Source organism: Oscillibacter sp. PEA192 (assembly GCF_003574015.1).
Classification (GTDB): Bacteria; Bacillota; Clostridia; order Oscillospirales; family Oscillospiraceae; genus Oscillibacter; species Oscillibacter welbionis.
Genome location: NZ_AP018532.1, coordinates 2,445,578 through 2,472,446 on the forward strand (window position 1 = coordinate 2,445,578; position 26,869 = coordinate 2,472,446).

Annotated in this window: 14 protein-coding genes; 12 read left to right on the top strand and 2 right to left on the bottom strand. The window is 41.5% G+C overall.

What is annotated here, in order from left to right:
• Positions 1–22 precede the first annotated feature (22 nt).
• Together DN611_RS12185 and DN611_RS16740 are read right to left on the bottom strand one after the other, a co-directional pair.
• On the bottom strand, positions 23–1,222 hold the full coding sequence (locus tag DN611_RS12185; protein WP_119311486.1) for a CaiB/BaiF CoA transferase family protein: 1,200 nt from the start codon (positions 1,220–1,222) through the stop codon (positions 23–25).
• Between the two features lie 1,098 nt (positions 1,223–2,320).
• Positions 2,321–2,494, bottom strand: a complete 174-nt coding sequence (locus DN611_RS16740; RefSeq protein WP_160117437.1) for a hypothetical protein — start codon at positions 2,492–2,494, stop codon at positions 2,321–2,323.
• Positions 2,495–3,088: 594 nt separating this feature from the next.
• Here DN611_RS16740 and DN611_RS12190 point away from each other — a divergent pair.
• From DN611_RS12190 to DN611_RS17040, 12 genes are all read left to right on the top strand, one after another.
• Entirely contained in the window at positions 3,089–3,301 is a 213-nt protein-coding gene (locus tag DN611_RS12190) for a helix-turn-helix domain-containing protein (RefSeq protein WP_119311487.1), read from the top strand.
• A gap of 27 nt (positions 3,302–3,328) precedes the next feature.
• A complete protein-coding gene (locus tag DN611_RS12195) occupies positions 3,329–5,092 on the top strand; it encodes a phosphoadenosine phosphosulfate reductase domain-containing protein (protein WP_119311488.1) in 1,764 nt (587 codons plus the stop codon).
• A complete protein-coding gene (locus DN611_RS12200) occupies positions 5,089–6,027 on the top strand; it encodes a DUF4007 family protein (protein ID WP_119311489.1) in 939 nt (312 codons plus the stop codon). Before DN611_RS12195 ends, DN611_RS12200 begins: the two co-directional genes overlap by 4 nt.
• Positions 6,028–6,030: 3 nt before the next feature.
• Positions 6,031–9,612, top strand: a complete 3,582-nt coding sequence (locus DN611_RS12205; RefSeq protein WP_145985100.1) for a hypothetical protein — start codon at positions 6,031–6,033, stop codon at positions 9,610–9,612.
• Between the two features lie 11 nt (positions 9,613–9,623).
• Complete coding sequence (locus DN611_RS12210; RefSeq protein WP_119311491.1) at positions 9,624–10,781, top strand: aminotransferase class V-fold PLP-dependent enzyme; 1,158 nt, start codon at positions 9,624–9,626, stop codon at positions 10,779–10,781.
• Positions 10,778–12,556 carry a hypothetical protein gene (locus tag DN611_RS12215; protein ID WP_119311492.1) on the top strand — a complete coding sequence of 593 codons (1,779 nt, stop codon included), beginning with the start codon at positions 10,778–10,780 and terminating at the stop codon, positions 12,554–12,556. The genes DN611_RS12210 and DN611_RS12215 overlap by 4 nt, the downstream gene beginning before the upstream one ends.
• A 13-nt stretch (positions 12,557–12,569) precedes the next feature.
• Positions 12,570–14,093 carry a hypothetical protein gene (locus tag DN611_RS12220; protein ID WP_119311493.1) on the top strand — a complete coding sequence of 508 codons (1,524 nt, stop codon included), beginning with the start codon at positions 12,570–12,572 and terminating at the stop codon, positions 14,091–14,093.
• Positions 14,090–19,699 carry an ATP-binding protein gene (locus DN611_RS12225; protein WP_119311494.1) on the top strand — a complete coding sequence of 1,870 codons (5,610 nt, stop codon included), beginning with the start codon at positions 14,090–14,092 and terminating at the stop codon, positions 19,697–19,699. Before DN611_RS12220 ends, DN611_RS12225 begins: the two co-directional genes overlap by 4 nt.
• On the top strand, positions 19,692–20,525 hold the full coding sequence (locus tag DN611_RS12230) for a DUF4007 family protein (protein WP_119311495.1): 834 nt from the start codon (positions 19,692–19,694) through the stop codon (positions 20,523–20,525). The genes DN611_RS12225 and DN611_RS12230 overlap by 8 nt, the downstream gene beginning before the upstream one ends.
• A gap of 15 nt (positions 20,526–20,540) precedes the next feature.
• Positions 20,541–24,737, top strand: coding sequence for a hypothetical protein (locus DN611_RS12235; protein WP_119311496.1), 4,197 nt, complete (start codon positions 20,541–20,543; stop codon positions 24,735–24,737).
• Positions 24,738–24,786: 49 nt separating this feature from the next.
• Positions 24,787–25,770 carry a helix-turn-helix transcriptional regulator gene (locus tag DN611_RS12240; RefSeq protein WP_119311497.1) on the top strand — a complete coding sequence of 328 codons (984 nt, stop codon included), beginning with the start codon at positions 24,787–24,789 and terminating at the stop codon, positions 25,768–25,770.
• Between the two features lie 180 nt (positions 25,771–25,950).
• Entirely contained in the window at positions 25,951–26,859 is a 909-nt protein-coding gene (locus tag DN611_RS17040; RefSeq protein WP_329757364.1) for a nucleoside triphosphate pyrophosphohydrolase, read from the top strand.
• Positions 26,860–26,869: the final 10 nt, after the last annotated feature.

Below are 26,869 nucleotides of genomic sequence, written 5' to 3' on the forward strand. Positions count from 1 at the left end.
GACAGGAAATCCTCCTCTAAAATCAGATAACGCCTTTCTCCTTCAGCTCGGTCAGTTTGGCCTCGTCGAAGTCCAGCATCTCACCGTAGATCGCGGCATTGTCCTCGCCAAGCAGGGGCGCCCCCTTTCTGGGGCAGGACTTGGTGCGGGTCAGCTTCTGGGCCATGGCCGTGATCTGCAGCTTGCCCATGCCGGGCTGGTCGATCTCCGGGAACATTCCGCGGTCGCCGGCGATCTGGGGGTCCTTCACCAGACGGTCAATAGTGTTCACCGGACAGGCCGGGCAGCCGGCGTCATTGAGCATCTTGTCGATTTCGTCAATGGTATGGTTTCTGGTCCAACTGCTGATGATCTCCCGCAGCTCCTCGTGATTTGCGATGCGCTCCTGGATGCCTGCAAACTTGGGGGCATCAGCCAGCTCGGGGCTGCCCATCACACTGCACAGGATCTTCCAAAGCTTGGCGTTTCCGGCGGCGATGACCACGTCGCCGTCACTGGCCGGGAACACATCATAGGGATAGGTGGACTCATAACGGTTGCCGATCCGCTGGGGGATACGGCCGGTAGACTGATAGATCATGGTGATATTCTCCATAGCGGAGGCCACAGAGTCCACCAGTGCCACGTCGACCTTTTCACCCAGACCTGTCCTCTGCTTGTTCACCAGGGCCGCCAGCACGCCGACGGTCAGGTTCAGCCCTCCCAGCACGTCGCCCATGGGGGTGCCGCAGCGGGTGGCAGGGCCGCCAGGCCAGCCGGTGGTGCTCATCAGTCCGCCCATGGCCTGACCTACAATATCATAACCCGCACGCTTGCTGTATGGGCCTGTGTGGCCGAAGCCGGAGCAAGCGCCATAGATGATGCCGGGGTTGATCTCCTTCAGCACATCATATCCCAGGCCCAGCTTCTCCATGGTGCCGGGACGGTAGTTCTCGATCACCACGTCGGCCTTCTTCACCATCTCCTTGAAGATCTCCTTGGCCTCGGGGGCTTTCAGGTTCAGGGTGACGCCCATCTTACTGCGGTTAAAGTTGGCAAAGTAAACGCTTTGATCATTGATAAAGGGGCCCATGCTCCGACTGTCATCACCCTTGCCAGGCTGCTCGACCTTGATAACCGTAGCGCCCATATCCGCCAGCAGCGCACCGCAGTAGGGCCCTGCCAACACGCGGGTCAGATCCAGAATAACAATGCCTTCCAGCAGGCCTTTTTCGTGCTCCATGATAAACCTTCCTTTTCCGTCAATAATATGCCTTCAGAATTGGCCTATCGCTCTGGGGGCGAGACCAGAGGAGGGCCTTATCCTATCGGGATATTAAGCAATTTTTGTGCCAACATTTTGGAGCAGCCCAGACGTCGTAATACCACAGATATCGGTCTGTTTTTTTGAACCGTCCGCTATCAAGCTGCTAATTTGTATCAGTAAGTATTAAATGTACCGTAACATATTGTTACATCCCGTAACACTTCAAGAAGACCTACTGCGGAGCCAAATTTTCCGGTCGGATGCGCCTATCGTCCGCAGCTTTCAACTCCTGAGAGCATGGCGTTCATGCGCCTGGGAAATGCCACATTCGCTCCCATCTGGTTCTATTGGCAGTCATGCCGATATCTGAGCAATGTTCCGGTCGATAGAATGCTGCTCCTTTATTTTACAGTAGATATTGAAATGAAGAAAATAGCGCCTCATCCGCCTTCTCCCCCACCAACCTGCGGCTCTTCCTTGATCATTCCTGGAATTATGTGGTGCCAGACATTGATCTCTCTGGCTGAATGAGCTATCAGTGTCGACAGGTTCTTCACACAGCTCCTCTCAATTTGCAGCCTGCTGCCGGCAACATACAACTGCATTTTTGACAAACTTTTCCCGCTGAGATGGGCGAGCCCTTGCCCTCATTTCCCAAACGGTTGAACTAAATTTTTTCTGTGTGTTTACCGGCATTTCCGGTCCTTTCCGCTCGTTTTCGCATACTCTTTGAACCTCTTAAATCCACTGTTTCCGCGTGCTCCAGAGCTGTCTGTGGTCAAACATGTGGTCAAACGCACGCTTCCCGCCAGCCCCGGCGTTCCATGGCCGGTCCTGGCGGGAAGTGTTTTTTCGTCCCTCTGATTGGTGGCATTGTACCTCTGACGAGGATTCGTTGCAACGGTTTTCTTTGCTGGTTTCAGCGCCTCCGCTCCCCCGGCTCCGCGCCGGAAAGGAGCGCGGTTTTCAGGGGAAAAACCGCCCAGTGTTTGCGTCGCTATATCAAAGAATAGGGCGGCGGGATTTTGCGGCAGAGGAATGGAAAATTTTTCTAGTATAGTGAGGTCAGGCCGGTCAGTCAAAGCCCTTAAAATACGGGTTCTCTTTCAGCAAACCCAGCAGCTTCTCCTTCAGCTCCGGCTCTCCGAACCAGTCGCAGGCCTCCAGCAGAGCCTCCTGCGCGCGGCCCACATAGGCGCTTTGGAACAACTGCCTCGCCAGGCCGTCGTCCGACTTCAGCATCTGCATCAGCGGACTCTGGACGAACTGATTCGGCGAGGGAGAAGCTGGACGGGGCCTCCTCGTCCTGAGAAGTGTCCGTCACGGTGACGGTAAATCGGATGGAAGGTGCCGTGGCCTGCGCCAGCTTTGCCCGCTCCGAGGGGCGGAGCGAGGAAATCGGACCGTAATCCCGGCACCAGCCGCACTCCCAACTGTTCCCCCGGATCCTCACGGGACTGCCACAGTGCGGGCATCGAATCGTCATAGGGCACTCCTCCTTCTCTGCTGCTATTGTAGCGGGGAATTTACAGTCTAGCAAGTTTTATTATTTGTGCGTTACTCAAAGATAGGGGTAGTATTCCATCGTATATGGGAACAACGGAGAAGCAGGGAAAAAATTTATCATTTTCGGACGATCAGACTAAGCGAAACATTTTTATATCAAAGATGCATCAATGGAATTGTTCCTTTACAATCAAGAGCAAAAAAGCGACACCAGTAATTGAATTTCGAGAATAATCCGGTTTAAATCATTGAAATTCTTTGGTGTATGTGCTAAGCTATATAAGCATTATTATATTCAGTCACAAGCGAGTACGGTAGATTTAAGGGGGCAGTTTTGTGGGTATTAGTTACAAGAAGCTCTGGAAATTACTTGTTGATAATCAAATGAAAAAGAGTGATTTATATAAAGCCGCGGATATAAGTGGCTATACTGCCACAAAGCTAAATAAGAATGAACCAGTTCCTTTAGAGGCGTTGATGAGAATTTGTAAGGTGTTCCATTGTGATATTGGGGAAATAATGGAACTAATCTGGGAAAACGAACATTGATTCAATGCATAAGCACGAGGAATACATATGATTAAATATTTTTGTAAAGAGTGCCAAAAAGAATATTCTCCAGAAGATTTACAAGGAAGAGATAGTAACTGCCCATATTGTGGAAAAAGGGCTGAAATGCACAGTGAATTATTTTGGTGCCCGACCTGTAACATTCCCATATATGATTGTGTTTGTCCAAAATGTGGTACGCATGGCAACATTTTTACCTCTGATGCAAGGCCAGTGTTTCCTGAGGAAAGGCTACTTCTAGGCGTGCTTCTTAAGAAGCCACTAGCGTATATGACGGAATCAGTTTGGAACGGAACGGGAAATCGTTACTATGTTAATGGCAAGAGACTTCCATTTTCAGTTTTGTCTGTAAAAAATCTGGATCCAGATACTGTGAAAGCTGAGTTGGGCAAGTATGATCCGAAAGATTACTACGAATCTTTCAACGAAGAAATGTCTCGGTGGGTTTTAGCAAATAAAGGTCGATATCATCACATTAATGACGAAGCGCGAGAATACATACAACGCAAAGCATCAAAGTATGAAAATGATGATACTTGCGCAATGTTTGTTTCCTTTTCTGGGGGCAAGGACTCTACCGTTGTAAGTGATCTTGTAAGAAAGGCGCTGTCAAGGCCAGATATTATTCACATATTTGGAAATACAACATTAGAGTTTCCTGAAACATACAAATATATTGAACGTTTCAAGCGCGACAATCGAAAAACTCCTTTGCTTCGCGCAGAAAATAAAGAGCAAAACTTCTTTACTCTTTGCGAAACATTTGGGCCACCCAGCAGATCGCTGAGATGGTGTTGCACGATTTTCAAAACAGGCTTTATTGGAGAAAAAATCAAACGCACTTTTGGCGACAAAAAAACTATTTTAACATTTTACGGTATTCGTAGAAGCGAATCGACCAGCCGCAATTCTTATGAAAGATCCTCAGAGGGGAAAAAAATAAGCAAACAACTGGTTGCCTCTCCAATTATCGACTGGATTGATTACGATATCTGGCTGTATTTGCTGACAACAGGGATCGATTTTAATTACGCATATCGTCTGGGGTATACGAGAGTCGGATGTTGGCTGTGTCCTAATAATACATACTGGGCACAGTTCTTGTCTGCAATATATATGCCTGAATTATCCAAGCGTTTTAATGGGATCCTGTTAGACTTTGCAAAAAAAATGGGCAAACAAGACCCTGAGGAATATGTCAAGAGCGGTGGCTGGAAAGCGCGTCAAGGTGGCGCCGGTATGGAATTAAGTAAAAATGTTGCTATCGACTTTAAGCCTTGCGCCACAGATGCAAAAACATTTAACTACGTACTCAACAAGCCAATTTCTCCAGAAATGTATGAGTTTTTTAAGCCGTTTGGAATTCTTAACTTTGACATGGGAAGGGCACGGTTGGGCGAGGTTTACATTTTGGACAGCAAAACTAAACAACCAATTATGAAACTACAAGGACGTGTCGGCAGCAAAGAGTTGAGAATTTCGATCCTCAACACCCCAATTGCAGCCAGAACGAAAAATCTTGAAATCGAATTAAAATTTAAGTGTCAAATAACAAAATATCAATTGTGCGCTGGTTGTCACGCTTGCGAAAATGTTTGCAAATATAATGCAATCAGGCTTATAAAATCCGGGTCATCAGATATTGACTATCGTTACGAAATCGATGGGTCAAAATGCATACATTGCTTTGAATGCATCAACCATTATACTGGTGGCTGCTACATGCGCAGGGTGCTGCTGCCCAGAGGGAAAGGATATTCTGAGATATGAATGAGAAATTGAAAAAAGTAAAACTAAAGGGCAACGAGTCATTTAATTTTAGGGAAGGCTGGCTGCGCAAAGGCATGCGGTGTGTTGCAGAAAATGAGGATCTTTTCTCCCAAGATGATGTCATGGAGCGGCTGGGTGTAGGTAGTAAAATGGTGAAATCCATCCGATTCTGGCTTCAAGCAACACATCTTACCGAGGAGCAATACACTAACTCTGGTAGAAGTCGCTCTCAATTTATTACCGAGGACTTTGGTGACATTATTGCAGAATATGATCCGTATTTTGATGACCTGTTTACATTATTTCTCGTACATTACCATATTGTTTCAAATGCGTCGTTGTGCATCGTGTGGAATATTTTCTTCAATGAGTACGACGGCCAGGATTTTACCAAAGAGAACATGGTAAACGCTTGTCAGGTCCTCTTGGACAAAAAAATGGATGAAGGATGTACTTATTCCGAAAGTTCGTTTGTTGACGACTGTTCGAGCATCATAAAAATGTACATAAATTCTCAGGCCGGAGAGCAGATTTCTAAAAATAGCATTATTGATACCCATCCTGAGGAAAGCCTTGACTGTCCTTTAGCTGAATTAGGTTTAATCCAAAAAAGCACGAAAACTAAAGGCGCATTTATCAAGTCTATGCCTACACATGGAGCTTTAGATAAACTTGCAGTGCTATATGTGATTGCTCAAAATATCAGCAAAGAAAAAAACTCAGTTAGCATTGATGATCTTTTAAATGCCCCCAACAATATTGGCAGAGTTTTTAACTTATCCAGGGTTGCCATCAATGAGTATCTGGATCAGTTGCGAATCGCTGGTTATCTCACCATTAATCGAACTGCGGGTTTGGATATGGTATACGTTGAGACTATGATGAAGCCTAAGGACATTATGACGGAGTATTATAAGAAGGCTCAGGTGCGATAAGTTATGAAATATAATGGATTAATTGGGGTCAATCAAGACTTTCAAACTTCAGTCAATCTCGAATACGACCTTAATAAAACTGGAAAAGTCCAGAGTTATATTCCTACAGAGCAATCTGTAAAAGTGCTTGGAGCTTTCTTGCGTTCGTATTACTTCAATGCAGAATCTCAAAATCGAGCAACCGTTTTAATTGGTCCTTATGGTAGGGGAAAATCTCACCTTTTGTTAGTTCTGTCCGCTCTAACGTCTCTAGATCTTCGTGCTCATTCTGCCAAAGAACGTAAAAAGGCAAACGAAATTCAGATGGAACTCTGTGAAAAAATTGAGCGGGTGGATAAAGAAGTTGGCGCACTTGCAAAAGCAATTGTCGAATCTAAAATTAGAACCTTGCCTGTTATTATTAACAGTAATTCTACAGATATAAACCAGTCGTTCCTTGTGGCGATTAACGATGCTCTTGTCCAAGCAAATTTGCATCAACTGCTGCCTACCACATATTTTGACTCTGCTATTGCAGTGATGGATAAATGGGAAGCAGGTTTCCCAGATGCTTACGCAAAGCTCAAGAAAGAACTCAAACACAAAAAAACCACAGCTGATGAGCTTCGTATCGGCCTTAGGCAATTCAACCAAAAATCGTATCGTCTTTTTTGCAAGTGCTATCCCGAAGTTGCTGCGGGGACAGAATTTAACCCATTAACAAACATGGATGTTGTGAAACTCTATATGGCTGTAACAGCAGCGCTTAAAGAGCAAACTTCCTACTGTGGAATTACGATTATTTTTGATGAATTTAGTAAGTTCCTGGAAGCAAACCTTGAAAAAAGCAAAATGCTTAATTTTAAAATTATCCAGGATATGGCTGAAGCCGCGTCACGTAGCAAAGAAGCTCAACTTCATTTTACATGTATTACACATAAAGATATCCTTGACTACTCTTCAAGTGACAGTTTTAAAACGGTAGAAGGCCGTTTTAAGAAGGTACGATTCGTTGCTTCTTCTGAGCAAAGTTATGAGCTTATCGCTAACGCTATTATCAAGAAAGATCCTTTTGCAGAGTTCTATGCTACTCACGCAGATGCCTTCAAGCATGTAGCAGACCGTTCTTCTATGACGAATCTTTTTTCGGACTTATCATCTGAGGCATACACCGATAAGTTGGTTTACGGGTGTTTCCCCTTGTCTCCTTTGAGTTCCTTCGCATTGTTGCACGTGAGCGAGTTGGTCGGGCAAAACGAGCGAACTTTATTTACGTTTTTAGCACAACAGGATAAGTATACATTTAGAGACTTTATTGAAAAAGAACACGAAAATCTTCAATGGATTACTGTAGACTATATCTATGACTACTTCGAGGAACTTTTTAAGAAAGAGGTCTTTAATGTCTCCGTGCATAGTATATGGGCAAAAACGGATTCTGCTATTAGGCAAGTGTCCGATCAGGCTCAGCTTAGGATATTGAAGGCAATAGCTATCTTCAACATAATTGGTGACGAAAGGCTCAAGCCGGTTCCCGCTCACATCAAAGCTGCGCTCCTCATGGATGACAAGGACTTTGACAAAAGTACTAGTGAGTTGTTAAGAAAGCACATCCTATCACAGCGTGATTCGTCTGAATTTGTTCTTCTAACTGCCAACGGAGTAGATGTACAGCGTAGTGTGGACAACTATGTGAAGACTTCTTTGTCCAGAATCAATGTTTGTGAAACTCTATCCAGTGCATGTGAGCTCGGTTATGTCATGCCTCGTGAGTACAATGACAAGTACAGCATGCTCCGTTGCTTTAAGACTATTTACATGGACGCGAGCGCATTTGCTCAATGTAAAAATGGATATTCTTTGCTTAGCGATAATCCATACGACGGTCTAATCATTAATATTGTAAGCCCAGAACCCTCTGCAAGGGAGAAAGCGATTAGACGAATCCATAGTTTTACTACAACTCCTCAGATTGTAATCTGTACCACAACTCACCCGTTTGTGTATGAGGGTCTCCTCAAGCAGTACGAAGCGGTCAAAAAGCTACTAGAGTGCAGCGATGATCCTCATTTTATTGAGGAATTGGAAGTATTCGGTGAGGATATTCAAAAGCGCATTCAAGGCGCTGTTTATACAATGTATTCTCCTTCCAGCGAATACAGCACTTACTGGACTTGCAATGGTAGCCTGGACATTAGTCGCCAGGTGGAATTAAACCATGCAATTTCTGATATTTGCAGTAAATGCTATTGCAGAACCCCAGTTGTAAACAATGAAATGGTTAACAAGAGGAAACTGAATACGCAAAACACCAAAGCAAGAGATCTGGTAATTGCGTGGGTTTTACAACATGCAGAGGATCACTTTATCCCTTGCATGGAAGGTTCAGGCCCAGAGGTAAGTATCTATAAGTCTGCCTTTAAGAAAACCGGATTGGATATTGCAGCGACTGTTGATGATCCTGGAATGAATGAAGTTCTTAGCAAAATCGATGAGTTCATCAGAGGAAGCGAGAAAAAGAAATGTAATTTTCAAGTGTTGTATCAGATGCTGACATCTGCCCCCTATGGTATGCGTAGAGGCATAATTCCCCTATATATCGCCTACACTATGCGCCAATACAAAGAAAGCATTGTTTTGTACTTCAAGGGAAAGGAAATTGAACTTTCTGCAAACGCTCTTAGCAGTTTAAATGACAGTCCTGCAGACTATGAGATTCTCATAGAAACTGGTACGGAAGATCGAGACAAGTATCTGAATGAGCTTCAGCAACTTTTCGAAAAGCATTTTGATGCCAGAACACCCAGCATTAATCGCGTCTATTCAATTGTGAAGAGCATGCAAAATTGGGCACGCTCTCTTCCTGAATACACCAAAAAGTTCAAGTGCTATTTAGACAATGGCGAAGAGAAAACACTGGACACTGGTATTGAAACTGTCCGCAATGATCTGCTTCGCTTTGAAATCAACTCACAAGAGTTGTTATTTGAAACATGGCTTTCCAAATTAAGTGCTAATGAAGACTTGAACGAGTGCTTTGCAGTGATCAAAGGTGCAAAGGAATTGCTCGACGCACATCTACGTATGTACAGAACGGAGCTCAACAAAAAACTAACTGCAATGTTTATGCCTGGGTATCAAGGTGGGCTTTCTCGCGCAATGATTGCTTGGTATAAGAAATTGCCGGAAGCAACTAAAACACATGTTTTCGATGCCAATGCAAACGCACTGCTCACTACAGCTGGAGCTATATCTTCTTATAATGACGATGACTTGCTAGATGCTCTTATTTCCATTTTTGCAGCTATCGCCATTGAGGACTGGAACGATAATTCTGCAGCTGCATTTATTAAAGATATCTCTGACGCTATCGGGCGGATTAACGAGTACGTTGAATCTAAAGGCAATGACCAAGATGACGGGCGACTACTTATCACTATAGATGGTGTTCAAGTCGAAAAAACATTTACTGCAGAAGCCATTTCTCCCCTTGGCAAAACAGCATTTAATAATTTGAAATCCATTTTTGAAGAATATAACGATGCCCTTGAACCCGATGAGCAGCTTGCAATTCTTGCGAAGTTAATCGGAGAAATAATCCATTAAGGAGTAGCAATATGATTTATCTAGACAACGCTGCCACCACATTTCCGAAGCCAGAATGTGTGTATGACAAAGTAAATACCGTTCAACGCACTATTGCCGTTAATGTCGGCCGGGGTGGGTATAGTGTCGCCTCTGAAGCAATGCAGATTGTAGATGAAACTAGAGTACTTATGGCATCGTTTGTGGGAGCGGCAGGTCCGGAGTGTGTTGTCTTTGCCCCATCTGCTACGATTGCAGCGAACGAAATAATCTATGGTCTGGAATGGGATTCGTATAAAAATGTTTATATAACTCCTTTTGAACACAATGCCATTGCGCGTCCTCTGAATACAATAAGCGATCGGTATGGAGTAAAAGTTCGATTGTTGCCATTTGATTCTCAAACACAATCTATCGATATGGCCTCTCTCGAACAGGATTTTGCAATGAATCCTCCCGATTATGTTTTTATGAATCATGTTAGTAATGTAACGGGGGCAATTATACCTATCAAAACCATTGCGGAAAAAGCAAAAGAATACTCATCTGTGGTTATTGTTGATGGTTCCCAATCTGTTGGTATCCTTCCGCTTAGCTTAAAAGAAACAGCTGCAGACTTTCTCATTTTTGCCGGGCATAAGAACTTATATTCATCTTGGGGAATTGGAGGTTTTATTACAAATACAGACTATAAACTCCGACCTGTTCTTGCGGGAGGAACGGGATCAGATTCTTTGAATCTTAAAATGGCTAATGATTATCCAGGCGGATTTGAATTAGGTAGTCCTAATATTATCGCTATCGCAAGTTTGAATGAGTCACTGAAATGGCTAAACAAAGTGGGCATTGGCTGCATTGAAGAAAAGAAAAACAGCCTTACCCAAAAGCTGATAGGCGGACTGCTTGAAGCTGGAGCAACGATGTATTTGCCATCTGGCGATGCAAAACATACCAGTGTTGTTTCGTTCAATATCCCAGGATACGAACCAAATGAAGTAGGTATAATCCTCAGCGAAGATTTTGATATTGCGGTGCGGACTGGTTTCCATTGTGCCCCGTTCATTCATAAGTTGATAGGCTCGCTTGATACACACGGTACTGTAAGAGTGAGTGTAGGGTACTTTAACACAGAGGCTGACATTGATGCACTTATAGCCGCTATAACAAATATTATGGGAGATCAAATATGAATGACTTTATAAATTATTTGAACTCGACAAACAATGTCGGTGGCAACTCCACTGGTTCTCTCGCTGAAACGCAAGTTAAAAGTAGTTACTATGACTCTGTAAAAGTCGACCGCAAACTAGGCGCCTATATTACTGATTGTGTTGAATCCGGGAACCATAAGGCATTCATTCTTACCGGTCATGCTGGCGACGGGAAAACCAGTATTTTGGTCCAGGTCTTGAAAAGCCTAGGACGGTTACAAGACCGTGAAGGCTTGTTTGTTCAAAAAGAGTATGATGATTTTCTCTACTACAAAGACATGAGTGAAATTGCCGCAGAAAAGCAAGTAGAAGCACTCAAAGCGGCAGTAACAGCACCTAAAAGGGGAAAAACCAGCCTACTAATCAGTAATACTGGACCGTTGTTAAAAGCGTTTGAGGCTTTAATGCGGGCAAAAAAAGAGAGTTCTGGTGAACAATTCTCTGATAACGACCGTATGGAATTACAGTCGAGGCTTTTCACTCAACTGGATATTAACGAGGACGAGAGCCTCCAGATTGAGGGATATGAGTTCGTTCTTGTGAATATAGCCCGGGTAGACAATGTTCCTTTCGCAGTGCGCGTTTTAAAGAAGATACTTGTTCCTCAACTGTGGGCTCCCTGCACAACATGCTCGTATGCTAATCGCTGCCCAATTAAAAATAACTACGATCTTGTTACCACCCAATTTGACCGCGTAGCACAATTCATAGAAAATTATTACCGATTTCTCTATGAAAATGATAAGCGCATGACGATTCGGCAAATGGTAGGACAAATTAGCTATGCATTGACCGGCAACCTCTCTTGTAATGACATAGAAAGCAGGCAGCTAAAAGAGCCTTTCTTTGTTTACAACTTTGCAAATCTGTTCTTTGGGTATCATGGTCTAAAAAAAGCGACAGATACAGCTCAAATTAAAGGCATCGAACAGCTTCAAAACCTCGAATTAGATAGAATTGCACTTGATGTGGATTATTCATTGTTTGTCAGCAACGACTATTCCTGCTTTATGCCCAAAATACAGAAAGAGCTAACCGCTCTTACGCAAAGATATCGAAAGCACTATCAGATCACTGACGAGGAACAGCTTCTTGATAGAAAGAAACACGAGGAAGAACTCAGACTTCGTGAAGCTATTAGGCGATTTTACCTGCTTTTCAGCCTGTGTGAATCAGATGCAGATATAGATCGTATAATGAATCAAATTTTTGGTGAGTCCTATGCTGATTATCGAAAACTAATTTCGAGCAAACAATCTAACATCATGCTTAGGAATATGCAAGGAATGATTTTTGACGCCCTTTATATTAAGAATACAGGTTACTTGCCCGAAGGCAAAACCGTTTTGCCGCTTACACTACGTCGAGAAGATGATGTATTTCAAAACGTTATGATTGTTTTGGGAGAAGTCAGTAAATACGATCTGAAAGTGATTCAAGAACGGGTAACAAATCAATTTGAAGATGTAGATAATAAGTTTGATTTATACTTGAAACTTGGAGAAAAAAATTTTAAGCTTTCGCTCCCAATGATTACATATTTTAATAACTTAATTGATGGCGCAATTTCTTCTAATAATAACCCGGCGCTTACCCACGGAATAGCCCAACTTGATGCTCTTTTACTTGAGCAGTTTGGAGAAGACGCTCCAGAATCAGAAGAAGATTGCGAATTAACAGTAATTATTAATACGGCAAAAGGACAAGAAGTTGAACACTTTGCCTTTGAAAACAATAAATTGAGCATTCAGTAAGGAGGGATTGGATGTGAAAATGTATCCAGATGTGAAAATCGAAAAAAAAGAATACCCTCTTCAGAGCATTCTCTTTGGGCATCGCATCCAGCCCAGTCAAACAAAGTATGAATATCTTATCGAATTTCTCCAAGTTGCAATAGCAGAAAAGCGCGGAGGGGATAAGCCTTCGGACGCTCCTACCTTCACCACAACAGAAATGTTTCCTATTTCGCAAGCAGCAGACGGACAGTTTCGATATCTACCAAAGTTAAGAATTGGTCTGAAACGTTTTATTTTCTTACCTAAGAGCAAGCTTGATGGTAAAGCTGAGGTGGACAAAGCAGCTTATAGGGAATGTGTAAAGATTCTTGAATCTCAAATGATCGGCGGTAATGCGACAAAAAAGAGAAACAGCATAATTATTATTCAAAATTTGCTTACAGGATTTAGTGCCGTTAATCAAAGTCGTTCATGGTTCGACCAGAATATATTGCCAATTTGCCCCGAAGTAATTTTACCTGAAGGAATGGGGATCAAGCGTTGGCGCCAGAAACTGCAGTTTAATGTGAACGATCCAGATGTCGACGAAAAATTTGATTATCACAAATATACTTATATGTGTCGCGGTGGAGAAGTTTACTATTTACATCTTCTTAATGCTATTGCGGAGTATCCAGAATATAAAACCGTAATTGAATCGCGCTTAAATGACATGATCACAAGCTTCCCTCAATTCTCTTATCTTTGTAATTTTGTGCAAAAGAATTGGGAAGAATATTATGTAGCAAGCAAAGATATCGGGCCCGAGGTAAAAAAGTTGGGTATAATACCGGAATCTTTTTCCAAGAGAAATGAACAAACTCTTAGCGAATTGCAAAATTTCTTGAACAGCAAGTCTCATCCATTTGAAAAAATGGAAACCCTTGCGAATGGAATTATCTTGCAAATAATGAGAATGATGTACCTTGCTGCTGCCACTGATAGCGAAAGTAACTGTTGGATAATCGATGTCAACTGTGCTGGTCACGAGAATATTGAGGCCAAAAAACGTGCTATTGCTGCATTTAAGCATAATGAAGAAGTGATCAGCACCTATCTCTATCACGGGCTTGATGAATATCGTCATCTTTTAGATGATAAAAAGGACGATCAGGCTCTTATTCGGGATGCCGCAAATGATTCCTACCGTTTATTCAGAAAACTTGGCAAAATGATTGGGGTTATTATCCCGAACACTGGCAAAGGAATGCGATTCTCTCTATCGGAAGATATCATAAAATTCTTGGTCTTATCTATTATCCCTCCAAAGCAGATGATTACATTAGATGAATTTGTTCATCAGCTATATGTTCATTTCGGTATGGTTATTGGGCCAGAACAATATAAAGCGGAAATGACAGTAGGTTCTGTTGCGGATGTGGGTGATTATTCATTCCTCGAATCCAACCTAGAGGCTTTTGCGCAAAAGCTAAAAGACTGTGGCTTTTTGCGCGATCTATCTGATGCCACGGCTATCGTAGAAAATCCTTATGAAACGGAGGATTCCGCTAAATGAGACAGTTGATTACAGTAATAACAAACCAGATCCTCCACCAGATCAAATCAGGCGAAATAAATATGGTTCGCTTGGAAAGCTTTGATAACCCGATTATATATAAATCGGTATGTGAGGCGCTTCGAGAAAGTGCTAAAGTCTCTAACTTTGTTGCAAAGCTAACGCTCGAAAAATACACTCAGTTTGTAGACGCTGAAAATGCAAATTGGGCGCAGGCTCTTATGTATCTTCATAAGGGCACTAATACCATTTATGATGAAAACCATCCAGCTGGCTACGCGCAAAATAGTTTCGTGGATTTTGAGCAAGCAATTACAAAATGGAGAAACGAATCTCCCAATATGCCCGCAAATCAGACCTCCCTTATTCTATTAATGGGAACTGAGGCAGCACCCGATGACGCAGGTAGTTTGAAGGATACAACCTTTGTTATTTCACCTCGAGAAATTATTGCACTTCTAAACGCAAATTATAGCAATTGGTTTACAGATGTTTTTGCCGAGAACTCGTTCGATAATGATGAATCTCATAAGGCGATTCATACGCTCTACCGTGCTCTTTTTAGCAGTATAAATATCAACATTTTCAAACTCAGTGAATTTGTTGATGGCTTGCATGATATGCAATTTGCATCGTGCCAGGAACTGATCAGCTATATTTGCGAAACACTTAATGTAGTTTGGGACGTACCCAGTATAGTCTCTACAAAATATGTTCCAAAGGTGAATAATCTCAGCAGCGGAAGGCTTTCTTCCGCGAAAATAATCACAAGTGCTATTGGGTTTATTAATCGAGCGGATGATATACCGTCTGCGTATGCTTTGAAAAAACTTAAAGAGAAATTTGCAAAGTTTGCCACCGATAAGGATATCAATTGTACTGCACCTTTCCCATCGGATACGCCACTTTTCCCAAATTATAATGACTTTGAGGAATGCGTCATCAATTTTGTGTGTGGAATGGATTTAAAAGCAAACCGTGCAAAACTACTTGCTGTTGATTATGCGATCATTGACCAAATTATTGGAACAAAATTGCCGGCAAAAACTTCTGAAAAAGCTCCAGTAGTAACTGGAGCGCCAATGGATGCGTATTCTCAGATTTTCTTGGATATCGCAAATCGCTTTCATATTGCCTATGGCTCATATCCTACGCATTTTCGCGTTCGGGTGGATAGGATTTCTCTGTCTGACTGCATTGATGAGCAAAAAGAAGAAGCATTCAGGAATATATGCAACTTTCTTGGTGGTATTTTAACCTTTTTTGATAGTTGTAATCTTGTGTATGAAGACAGGCAAGTAAATTTCTCTTACGAAGACGAAATTGATCCCTTTGATTTTACTAATCATAAATATGTGATTGATCGAGTTCATAGCACTGGAAAATGGGGCGATCCTTGCAAAATTCATTTTACTGTAAAGGCATCAAATGATGACAAGGCACACAGTTTCGAATTCAAGTGGGCATTTTCGCCATATGCCCCTTGGTTAAACGCTTTTTCCTATCTTGGTGATGTTCTATTCCGGCAGGGCGATATTTATACTCTGCCAACATTGGTTTGGTGCAAGAACATCCAGGATTATTTGCGGTGCGAAAGTGAAGACGAGTTCTACGCGCAACTGAATCAAATGGACGATGAAGTGCTGCAACAAGAACATGTCAGAGAGGTTTATAAGTACTTTTCTGGTGATAAAGCCAGAGTGATCTTCGATACGCTGTGTAGCGATTTTAAGAACTTTGCTATCACGCTTACAGACCACGGAATGTACTCAGCACTGGATTCTTTGCGCATAGTTGTAAAAACATATACTGATTTAATGCAATATATTCATTCCAACTATGTCAATTTCACAGATGCCCAAAAGGAAAAAATTATTTTATTGCTTAATTGTTTTACAATTGCATCAAATGAAGATGTGGTTGAAAAATGTGATATGGGCGAAGTTTTGTTCCCTGCATATCATCCTGTTATGCTTGAAAAGATTGACGCACAGCAGCTTTTCCTTCGCGATGGTTTTGCTGAACTTGCAACGTCAAAAATGGAAAGCAATATTCGGCAGGAGAGAATCATTGCTAAACTCAAAAGCCTAGTTCAACTGTCCTCCATCACCCAGGGTGCAGATTTTGTAATTAAACGTTCCTCTACGAACCTCACATGTAAGAATATGTGGGAGTATTATGGGGTTTATTTTGGTTCGGACCCTTCCAGTGATCTGATTTCTGGAAATGCCTTCGGCAGTGCCATTGTAACAGACGATGAGGATGCAGCTGCAATGCTCCATGCAACACCAGTCTCTGGAATCGTTGTGCGTAATGTAATGGATTATATCCGAACCTTCCCTGCAAGAGTGGACGGGCTCAATGTCGCATTCATTGCCCCCTCTAACATGCAACATATTGTTGCAGCTATTCATTCTATTGCAAAGCAGTTAGAGAATGATGATACACCCGCTACGATAAACCTAAGAATTGTTTGCTTGAACAGCAAAAAAAATTCTGCAACTTATTTAAAAAAGTGGCTAGATAGTTATTTTGATGAAGAGCGTAGGGTAACTGTAAATACATTCCTCCGCAATATTACAATTACGGACAAATCCGATACAGAAACACTCGAACAGGTATTGGAAAACTGTGACCTGTGTTTCAATTATGATATTCTCAAAGCTGCGGATGTATGGTTTGACCAAACTGGTGATGAAATCATTGATAAGGATCAAGCTAAATTCCCTATGACCTTTACGCCAGACACAATATCTGCAACACATGGAATGTCTCGCAAAGTAAGTATCTCTCAGTTTCAATTCCTTGCTGCTAAGGAACAGACTCAAGCAAACTTTATTGTCGCAAATCCGCATAGTCAGGAGGGTATATATCGTACCTTCAGAACACTTGAACTTACTGATATTCAAAATCACATTATTGAGATTTCTCACAATGCGTGTAAATGGGTTGTATGTGTTGATCCAGCGATTGACAGGAAAATGCTTGAAAACACAAAAAGTAGGATTATCGGCTTCACTACTGGTGAGGGGAATTACGGCGAACTGAATGTGACTGTTTCCGCAAGAAAGGATATTCTTGCTGATATTAAGCACATGCTTCAGAAACGCATAAAAGAAAAGTTCTCGAATTGGGATGAAGATCGACTGAAAAAGGCATCTGAATATTGTGTGGATGAGCTGTCGCAGTACATGGACGGCAGCCGTATTCTTAAAGCACTAAATCCCTATGACTACGAGATCCATAGTTTTCTTGCGTATATTCTCACCATGCAAATGCTTGGACTTACAAAAATCAATGATAATTTTGCTGTCAGGGCACTTGTAAGTCTCGATTCCTATAGGCATTGGTTTGCCGAAGACGACGAACTTAGCAAGGATAATACACGCCCCGACTTTATGCTTATTGAAATTCCTAAAACTGCTCACAATCTAGATCCCGCACAGAATCTGGATATTCACATTAAAATCATTGAGTGTAAGATGGGATTCCAAAATGATAATCACATTGTAAAGGCACAAGCTCAGTTAGAAAAAGGCCTTCGTACAATGAGTACAAATTGGAACCCCAATAATGAGAGCATCATGCATCGGTATTGGTTAAATCAATTATACCGCGCAATTATTTTTTCTCCACTTAATCTAGACAATACTTCTGATGAGTATATGACCATCCGTAATAAAATTTACGGTATTTTAAGTGGTAAATATCAAATCGAATGGAGTGGAGATATTTTCGCATTTTGGTTGGACTCCAATTCTCAGATACCTGATGAATGGGAAATTGAATCAACCCTTTCTGCTGAACTATCTGAGGCCGGTATTACTCTGGATGAAATGATTTGTCACAGTTGCGGACAGATGTATATTCAGAAAATGCTTCTTCCACCCGAAGAACGTACCTCCGTTTTTACCCTCAATGAAATTATCTACCCCGAAGTAGAGGATGAGCCAGATGAAGATGATATCGAAGAGGATATTCAAGCGGAGGTTGTGTCCCCAACTATAACAGTTGCTACGGGTGAAAGCATTCCCAGTGCAGATAAAGCATATCTTCCCTTCTTGAACTATCTAAACGACAGGAAAGTTCATACGCGGAAAGAATCTTTACAATGGTTTAGTTCTACTTTTGATATTTCACTGGACGACCAGAAGCTCACCTATGAGAATGGGAATCGTAGGTGGGAAACTGTTCTCGATGCAATCATTACGCTCTTTAGAAGGCATGGATTATTAATGAACAGCGAAAAAGGATCTTTTCATCTAACCGAGATAGGATATAACTTTGCGGAAGTTGCTGAATCTCTCCTCAATAATCGATCCTTTGAAGCCGCAATCGCAGCATACAAGGAAATTCTAAAAAGTGCTGATTCAGATACCTTCCCCAACAACAAGGTTGGTGATGACAATGACAGCTCTGCGACTGAAGCCGATCCCGTTATCTTCAAGGCCGATACATCAGCGCAGTCACCAAAACCTCTGTTATCTGATGTAAGGTTTCTCATCGGTGAGGATTTGAGGACCAAGGAAAAGTACTATTGGGAGTTCGGCAACAAAAGCCTCAACAATCGTCATCTGCTTATTAACGGTAACTCTGGCTGTGGTAAAACTTATTGTATCCAAACACTTTTGTTGGAAATGGTCCGTTCTGGCGTGTCAGGAGTAGTATTTGACTATACCAGTGGTTTCACTCCGGATAAACTTGATCCCTTGTTTATCCAAGAACTTGGTGACAAAGTACAGCAACGGGTTGTTTATCTAGATAAGATTCCTGTCAATCCGTTCGCTCGTCAAATCGTAAAGGTTGGCGGATCTGAAGGCCTTGAAAAGGATGTTTCTGTTGCAACAAGAATTTCAAACGTATTTGCTACAGTATATGGATTCGGAGGACAACAGAAGAGTGCCCTCTACAAGGCAATCAAGAACGGCCTCCAGCATCACAAGGATGCAATGTCGTTTGCTTATCTTGAGGATGAGTTGAATGATGTAAGCGCAAAGCAGGCTGAGACTGTTTTGAGTAAAATCCAGCCATTCCTTGATTTGGAACCTTTTGCTGAGGATGAAGATTTTAACTGGGGATCAATTAGAGACAGTAATGGAATGGTCTATGTCATGCAGCTTGATGGTTTTGACCGCCCCACGCAGTTGCTTTTAACAGAGTTGTTGCTGTGGGATATCTGGAATTATTGCGTGCAAAATGGAAATGAGGAACATCCTTTCGTAATTGTGCTTGATGAGGCGCAGAACCTTAGTCATGATGCTGAATCTCCGAGTGCTAAGTTCCTAACAGAAGGACGAAAGTTTGGCATTTCTGCATGGTATGCAACACAGTTTATGAAACCGCAACTTTCAGATGACGAAATTCAGCGGCTCCAGCAAGCAGGTCAAAAACTCTATTTCTGCCCTCCCGATGATGGTGTAATGACTGTTGCCAAAAACATTGACATCGACGCTCAGAATGCAAAAGAATGGGCGCCTAAACTTAAAGCTTTAAAGAAAGGCGAATGTGTCACTTGCGGAAACATGGTTAGAAATGGGAAATGGGCTAAGTATGAGCCAAAGATTGTGAAGGTTACAAGTTTTCAGGAGAGGTTGAACCATGACTAACAAATTTTCCCTGGAGTTTCATGAAACTTTTAAGCCAGAGGCCCCTTATATCTCAAAAATACTCAAATTAGCATCAGAGAACTATTCTGGCACAAAATATGAAATCAGCGGTATTAGTGGAATTCCTACTGGCGAGCAAAAAGGGAAAGTAGAGCCTCACATTAAATATGCTTGTTTCATGGGCCTAATTGACTTCACATGCGACAAGGGTGTTTACACTTTGTCGTTAACGCCTTTAGGTGAGGAAGTCTTCGTGCAGGATCCGTACCTGCACGAAGACCTCACACTGTGGATCTGTCATTATTGTATGACCAGAAAAACCATCGGTGTCCCGCAGTGGTCGTATTTAATACACGAGGCACATCCAGGCGTTGGAGAGTCTCTTAGCCAAGACCGGTTATTCACTTTAGCCAACACTTGGTGCGGAATTTCTGTATCAAATTTGAACAAAAAAGTATTCTCTGTCGTTAGAGGTAGTTACACGGACGGAATCTTTTCTCATTTAGGAATTATTGAATGGGATAATTCAATTTCCTTCGTCGAACAGAGTGAAAAGATGGATTTAACATATGTATATGCTTTTGCGCTGTTTGATAGTTGGGATTGCTTATACCAAGATAAGCGAGAAATTACTGACTTTGAGTTAAAAAACGGCATCGGCTTCGGAAAGCTGTTTGGCTTTAATGAGGATGAATGCAACTATGTGATTGATTCGTTAAGCGACGAAGGTTTGCTCATGGTAAACCGACAATTATATCCAGCAACGATTATTCGAACTGCCAATGTGGAAAGCGTAATTCCTCTGTTGTATAGCCGTTTGCTGTAAGATTTAGGAGGCAGTATGAAGGTTAAAGATTTAGTTAGTTTTAGTAAGGAAACGTTCTTCAACGGAGCCGTTCAAACTGAATGGTTTTACGATGCGACAAAAGTAAAACTTGTTGCAGAAAGCTATGTTTTCCATGGGCCTAAATACTACGGTGTATCTGCTTCAGATGTTAAAGCTGGAGAACATCGTCTAATGGATACTGCCTCCTTTGCTCAAACAATTGCACACAAGCTCTACTCTTCCAACCCTGGTAATAATTTTGTAATGACCATTGCTGGATACGGTACTGGCAAATCGCATCTTGCAGTATGTCTTGGGGCGTTGTTTTCTGGTACAGGTGAGCTCGCAGAATCTATAGCGTCCAATATATCATCTGCTGATGAAGAGATTGGTACTTATATCAGACAGAACAATGTGAAAAAGAACCTTGTCATTGTTCTTAACGGTATGAACAATTTTAATTTGGACTCCGAGATTTTGCGCTGTGCAAGGCTATCACTTGCGCAAAATGGTATTAGCGATGAACTGCTAAAAAAACTCACAAAATCTTATGATGTTGCTCGTCATTTTGTTGATCGGACTTTTGCTATATATCAAAGCCAGTTTGAAAAATATGCTCTTGAAGTCGGCCTAAACATCAGTGGGCAAGCTTTGAAGGATTACTTAGTATCTCGAGTCGAAAATGATAGCCGAGCACTTACCGCTATCAACGATGTTTACAGGGAAGTGAACGGGGACAATATTACATGGGATCGAGGGTTATCTGCAGGGGATATTTTGCTAACCCTTCAAGAGGAGTTGTGCGGAAATGGGAAGCCATTCAATAAGGTGCTCCTGCTATTCGACGAGTTCGGTCGATACATTGAATATACAGCTGCAAATCCAGCAATTGCAGGCGAAGCATCTCTTCAGCAAATATTCGAAGCAGCTCAGTTAGCAAACGGAAATATTATATTTGTTGGATTCATTCAAAGCGAGTTGGAAGCGTATCTTGCTAGAATTGAAAAAACGTCGAACATCACTCGATATATTGCTCGATATCAGACGGCAAGTAAAAATCTATTCCTATCGTCAAACTTTGAAACAATCCTTGCTAATATTCTGAAAAAATCAAATCCAGCGTTTAATAGAGTGGTTGGCGAGTCGATAGTTAGGTATGAAAACTATCACCTGAAGAGCAAAAATGCCCTTTCAAGGTGGGATCGCACATCAACTAAAAAGAGCGTCTGGATAACTGACGAACTCTATAAAAACGTGATCTTAAATGGATGTTATCCACTACATCCCATTACGGTTTGGCTTTTATCCAGTTCGCATCAATGGATGCAGCAACGGTCAACACTGGCATATGTGTCAGAAATGTTTGATACAGTATCTGAAGCAGAAATAGATGGCACATTTTTGCCATATGTTTATCCATATCAAATCGTTGATTCAGGTATTTTTGGGGAAATGCTCAACTCGGAAGAAAAGGGTTTGGTGTCAAGTCAGTACTGTATGCTTTATCGAGACATCCTCGTAAAGGTTGGCGATAAGCTTTCAGAGCTCGAAAAGATAGTTCTAAAATCCGTTCTGGTTGTCAATATAGGCAGGATGGCATTTCACGATAAGACTGACGCATTAAAAGCAATTCAACTGTGCTCTAATTGTAAAGAGGATGAAGTACAAAGTGCACTGAAGTCGCTCGAAGAAATGCATGGCGTTGTTGCATTTGATGACCATGCAAAAACTTATGACTTGATTGCAGAAGCGAATGGATTCAATGAATTTAAACGGATCTTCACAAGATACCGTATAGGAGTAAAAGCGTCCATTGATGATATCGACGAGTCTGCACTAAAGCTCATGGCATTAGATACTCCTGTAGAAACAGCATTTGCGCAGGATCACCATATTTCATCAACAGAGTGGATGTTTAACAAGCGTCTCATTGACTGCAGCGAAATTAGTGAAAGCTATCTACGAAATGAAATTCGGAATATCACGGAAAATTGTGATGGTGAAAAAGCAAGGGGCTTGCTGATTTATGCCTATTGCTCAGAGGACATTACTTCAGAGGTTAACCGTTTAAGTCGGCTTTATTGTGATCTTAATCTAAGAAATTATCCGATTATTATTTTATTTTTGGATGATCACGATAAGGAAATGCTTACAGCATTGATTGTAAAAAAATCATTGCAGAGATTTTCCACTGCAGATAAAGAGAGATTCCAAAAACATATTTCTAATCAGTTGCGTGCACAGAATACTAAACTTTGCCGAAAGTTCACAAGTTGTGTTTCGCAGCGGCACATGATTGGAGTAAATGGGCTAGAAAATTATGCCGTACGTATTAATGCATTATGCTCGAAAAAGTTTGACCTACTCTATACGAGAGCAGTTCCATTTGTTTTTGATGGATTCGAAAACAAATCAAAAACTCAGGCAAAAACAACACTTACACAGGTTTGTTGTTACTTGTACAACCGACTTTTGATGAATCAACAAGGATATAATGCGCTTTCTTCAAAAGATAAGAACCGTGTAAATTCAGTATTGTCTATATCGGCTCCTTTTTCATGGAAAGTATATGACAATCGATGCCAACTTATTGAGCCTGGAAATCCAATCATTGCAGAAATTATTTCTAATGTCGTTAGTGCTCTTGATGATGGAGAACGCCACTCTGTGTATCAGCTATTTTACAAATTTGTACAGGCTCCATATGGAATGAATGAAAACTCCATTTCATTGTTGGTATCATATTTCATTGCATTCCAAGAGAATCGGTATTTCTATTTTTACGGCACGGAAAGACTAATGCCAAAGCACTGGAGTACAGATAAGGGGAAATTAAAGGTTCCAGAATTCAAGAAGATCAACATTCAAAAGAATGCAAATGCAGGCATAGATCTTGTGGCTGAATTGTGTGAGAAAATAATGTCCAATACGGATATCTCTAATTGTGCAAACTTGAAAAATAGTCTTACTATGCTTGTAGCACAAGAAGGAGAAACAGAATCAAATCAATATAAAATTGGGCAAGCTATTACATATTTAGATGCAGGAATACGGTTGGAAAGAAATTTTACTGACCAACTTCGTAAAGCTCAAAATCATATTGAAGATCTTAAGAAACAATTTAGAATTCTTTCTTTCGTTAAAATATTCGATTTAATCCCTAGGATTTCTGATCCTATCGAGGATGGACTGGAATATGTTTATACTGAAAAGCAAAAAAACGATGTACTTAAATTGAAAGCCATTGTAGAGCAAATGCTTCCCAAATTATATCTTCCTATGTTGAGCGCGCTAGATTTTAAATTTGAGGAACTTTCTGAAAACCAGAAAAGATATAGGCATGCAGCGGAGATTTTAAGAGCAAACAAATATGAGGATTATGCAGATGCAACTGAGAATCGTTTAACCGAAATTGAAAAGTCTCTCCGAGCAAAGCAAAAATATGAAAGCTCCCTTGTTGAATGCGAAAGAGATCTTACCCAGAGCAAAAATCTCTTCAAACTTGCAGATTGCGAAGAAATGGAAGCTAAGCTAAATGGATGGGTCGAGTTCTTCAGTAAAACTAATGAATTGCCAACTGATATTATTGCCCCGCTAAATAAACGTATAAAGAATGCCAAAAACGAATTGTGTCAAAAGAAAGCGGAACTGTTGAACGAATATACGGCTGCAATTGATAACGCTTCCACAGCTGAAACTGTTATACAGCTTCGCCAGAGTATTTCAAAAATTTCAATGCTGATGCAGATGCAACTTGGCCCGGATTCTGAACAAACTCTCCTCAAAGTGCAATCTGACATAGACGATGCGATTCATCAAATTGAGACGCTACCACAAAATCTCGATAATTTGAATCAATTCATCTATTCGTTAAATCACATGCAGCACAGGTGCTTAAAGGCAATTAAACATGGAGCAACTGCATTACAGGCGGATTTGATTCAAAAACAAGCTATTTGGGTAAAACGATACATTGAGGAAGCAGAACGTAGTTATAAGAGCATGTCAGCCATAGAGTGTCAAAATTGGCTTGATAAAACCGCATCTCATCCAATATACCTCCAAGCACCCATTATCGAAAGATTGAATAGGACAAGAGAACTTGTTGAATCGCAATTGCATAGCTGTCGAGTAGATGGACTGCTGGCGATGTATGACAAGCTATCAGAAAGTGAAAAACAAACATTTAAAAAACTACTTTTAGCTCGTTAATCAAAAACCACCGGCCACAGCATATGCTGTGGCCGGTAAGGAGGATGCTATGGAGAATAGCGCAAAAATTCGGATACTATATCTAATGGATATCCTTACTAGGTTTTCTGATGAGGATCATCCCTTGGCTACCAGTCAAATTATTCAAAAACTTGAAGAACTGTATGGAATATCTGTTCATCGTACTACTGTGCCGAAAGATATCTCTGTTCTTCAAGTATACGGCTTGGATATTGTTACAATCACATCCTCGCAAACGAAGTATTATATTGGAAAGCGAAAGTTTGAGGAACCAGAGCTCAAGTTGCTAATTGACGCTGTTGAGGCATCAAAGTTCATAACAGCAGAGAAAAGTGAAATACTTATTTCCAAAATCAAGGAGCTTACCAGCGAATATAAAGCAGAATCACTTAAGCGTAATATGTATACGGCAAATCGGATCAAACCGGGAAACGAGCAAATCTATTACATTGTTGATGCAATCAATGAAGCAATTAATCTCTCACAAAAGATTTCTTTTCAATATTACGAGTACACGGGCCTGAAGAAAAAAGTGCTAAAAAACAACGGAGAAATATATAGTATCAGTCCTTATCATCTCGTTTGGAATGGAGATTTTTATTATGTTGTAGGCTTTTCTAATAAGCATAACAAAGTGGTTTCCTTTCGCGTTGATAGAATTGCGACTACACCTAAAATACTAAATATTGCTTCCGATCCTGTTCCAAACAGTTTTGATTTGGCGAAATACACAAAGGAAGTTTTTTCGATGTACGATGGGAAGACAGTCGTTGTTAATTTAAAATGCGATAATTCCCTTATGAAAGTAATCATAGATCGCTTTGGTGAAGATGTGACCGTCCTTGCATACGACATGACCTCATTTCGTTTAAAGATAGAAGTATCAGCCAGTCCCACTTTTTATGGTTGGGTTTTTGGATTTGGTGGAAAAATCCAGATTCTAGGGCCAAAGCAAGTCAAAGACGAATATGCAATGATGGTTTCTTCTGCTCAGTCAAATTTGGCTAAGTAATACAAAACATTTCTATCATACTGATATAGTGAAACCCTCGGTAAGACTGCCTTTGCATTTTTACATCTGAAAAGGCCCCTCAGAAGCTGGAGCACAATGATATCCGCTGGATCACGGTGGACGAGATTGACCAATTTGCGTTCTGTCCGGCGGATGAAGAGATTTTAAGGAGGCTAAAAGATGCCTACGAAAATCTATCATAAACTCGTCCGCGACCGCATTCCGGAGATCATCGAAGCCGATGGGAAAACCTGCGTCTGCGAAACGCTTTCTGATGAGGACTATCTGTATCTTCTGGATCAGAAGCTGAACGAGGAACTTGCTGAATACCAGGAGAGCAAATCTCTGGAGGAACTGGCCGACCTTCTGGAAGTCATGCAGGCGGTCGTGAAAGCCCGCGGCTGGACGATGGAAGATCTAGAACGAATGCGGACAGAGAAAGCCACCAAACTGGGCGGATTTGAGAAAAAGGTTCTTTTGAAAGAGGTTCACTCATCTTCTGACTATCACGATCTCGCTCTTAAAATTCTAAATAACCAGAAGGACATTATCAAGAAGATCCCCCCTCAAATGTTAAATACATACTATTGGCTACAGGACAATTTGCATCTAAGAAATATTGCTCGTGACTTCGAATACAGGAGAAAGTTTGCTGGGTATTACCGGATGCGCTTCGTGTCACAACAGTATCGTGATAGTTTTTTCGCGCTATTTGAGGCCATCAAAAATGACGCAGAGTTGTCTTTCGTAGATGTTGCGAGGAATCTTTCCCAAGTAGACGGGCGGCATGAGTTTTCCTTTATTTCAAAGATGTTGCATACGATTGACCCCAGCCGCCCGATCTATGATAGCCAAGTAGATCAGGCGCTGCAAATCCATCGCACTTATGAGCCAGATATTGAACTGAAAATCCAGCAAGACGAAGAAATCTTAAAACAGATTTCTTTCGTTTATCAGTGTTTGGAAGCATCCGCTGAAATGGCAGAGCCGCTTGCCGCATTTGATCAGATTATTCCAAGTCGATCCATGTCCATAGCGAAAAAACTGGATTTTCTCTTGTGGGCGCTTGGCGGAATTGAAAAAAAGTGAGGTGACCTCC

Excerpts from the sequence above, each read along its gene's own strand:
- DN611_RS12185 (WP_119311486.1), bottom strand. The coding sequence starts at position 1,222 with ATGGAGCACGAAAAAGGCCTGCTGGAAGGCATTGTTATTCTGGATCTG.
- DN611_RS16740 (WP_160117437.1), bottom strand. The coding sequence starts at position 2,494 with ATGCAGATGCTGAAGTCGGACGACGGCCTGGCGAGGCAGTTGTTCCAA.
- DN611_RS12195 (WP_119311488.1), top strand. The coding sequence starts at position 3,329 with ATGATTAAATATTTTTGTAAAGAGTGCCAAAAAGAATATTCTCCAGAA.
- DN611_RS12200 (WP_119311489.1), top strand. The coding sequence starts at position 5,089 with ATGAATGAGAAATTGAAAAAAGTAAAACTAAAGGGCAACGAGTCATTT.
- DN611_RS12205 (WP_145985100.1), top strand. The coding sequence starts at position 6,031 with ATGAAATATAATGGATTAATTGGGGTCAATCAAGACTTTCAAACTTCA.
- DN611_RS12210 (WP_119311491.1), top strand. The coding sequence starts at position 9,624 with ATGATTTATCTAGACAACGCTGCCACCACATTTCCGAAGCCAGAATGT.
- DN611_RS12215 (WP_119311492.1), top strand. The coding sequence starts at position 10,778 with ATGAATGACTTTATAAATTATTTGAACTCGACAAACAATGTCGGTGGC.
- DN611_RS12225 (WP_119311494.1), top strand. The coding sequence starts at position 14,090 with ATGAGACAGTTGATTACAGTAATAACAAACCAGATCCTCCACCAGATC.
- DN611_RS12230 (WP_119311495.1), top strand. The coding sequence starts at position 19,692 with ATGACTAACAAATTTTCCCTGGAGTTTCATGAAACTTTTAAGCCAGAG.
- DN611_RS12235 (WP_119311496.1), top strand. The coding sequence starts at position 20,541 with ATGAAGGTTAAAGATTTAGTTAGTTTTAGTAAGGAAACGTTCTTCAAC.
- DN611_RS12240 (WP_119311497.1), top strand. The coding sequence starts at position 24,787 with ATGGAGAATAGCGCAAAAATTCGGATACTATATCTAATGGATATCCTT.
- DN611_RS17040 (WP_329757364.1), top strand. The coding sequence starts at position 25,951 with ATGCCTACGAAAATCTATCATAAACTCGTCCGCGACCGCATTCCGGAG.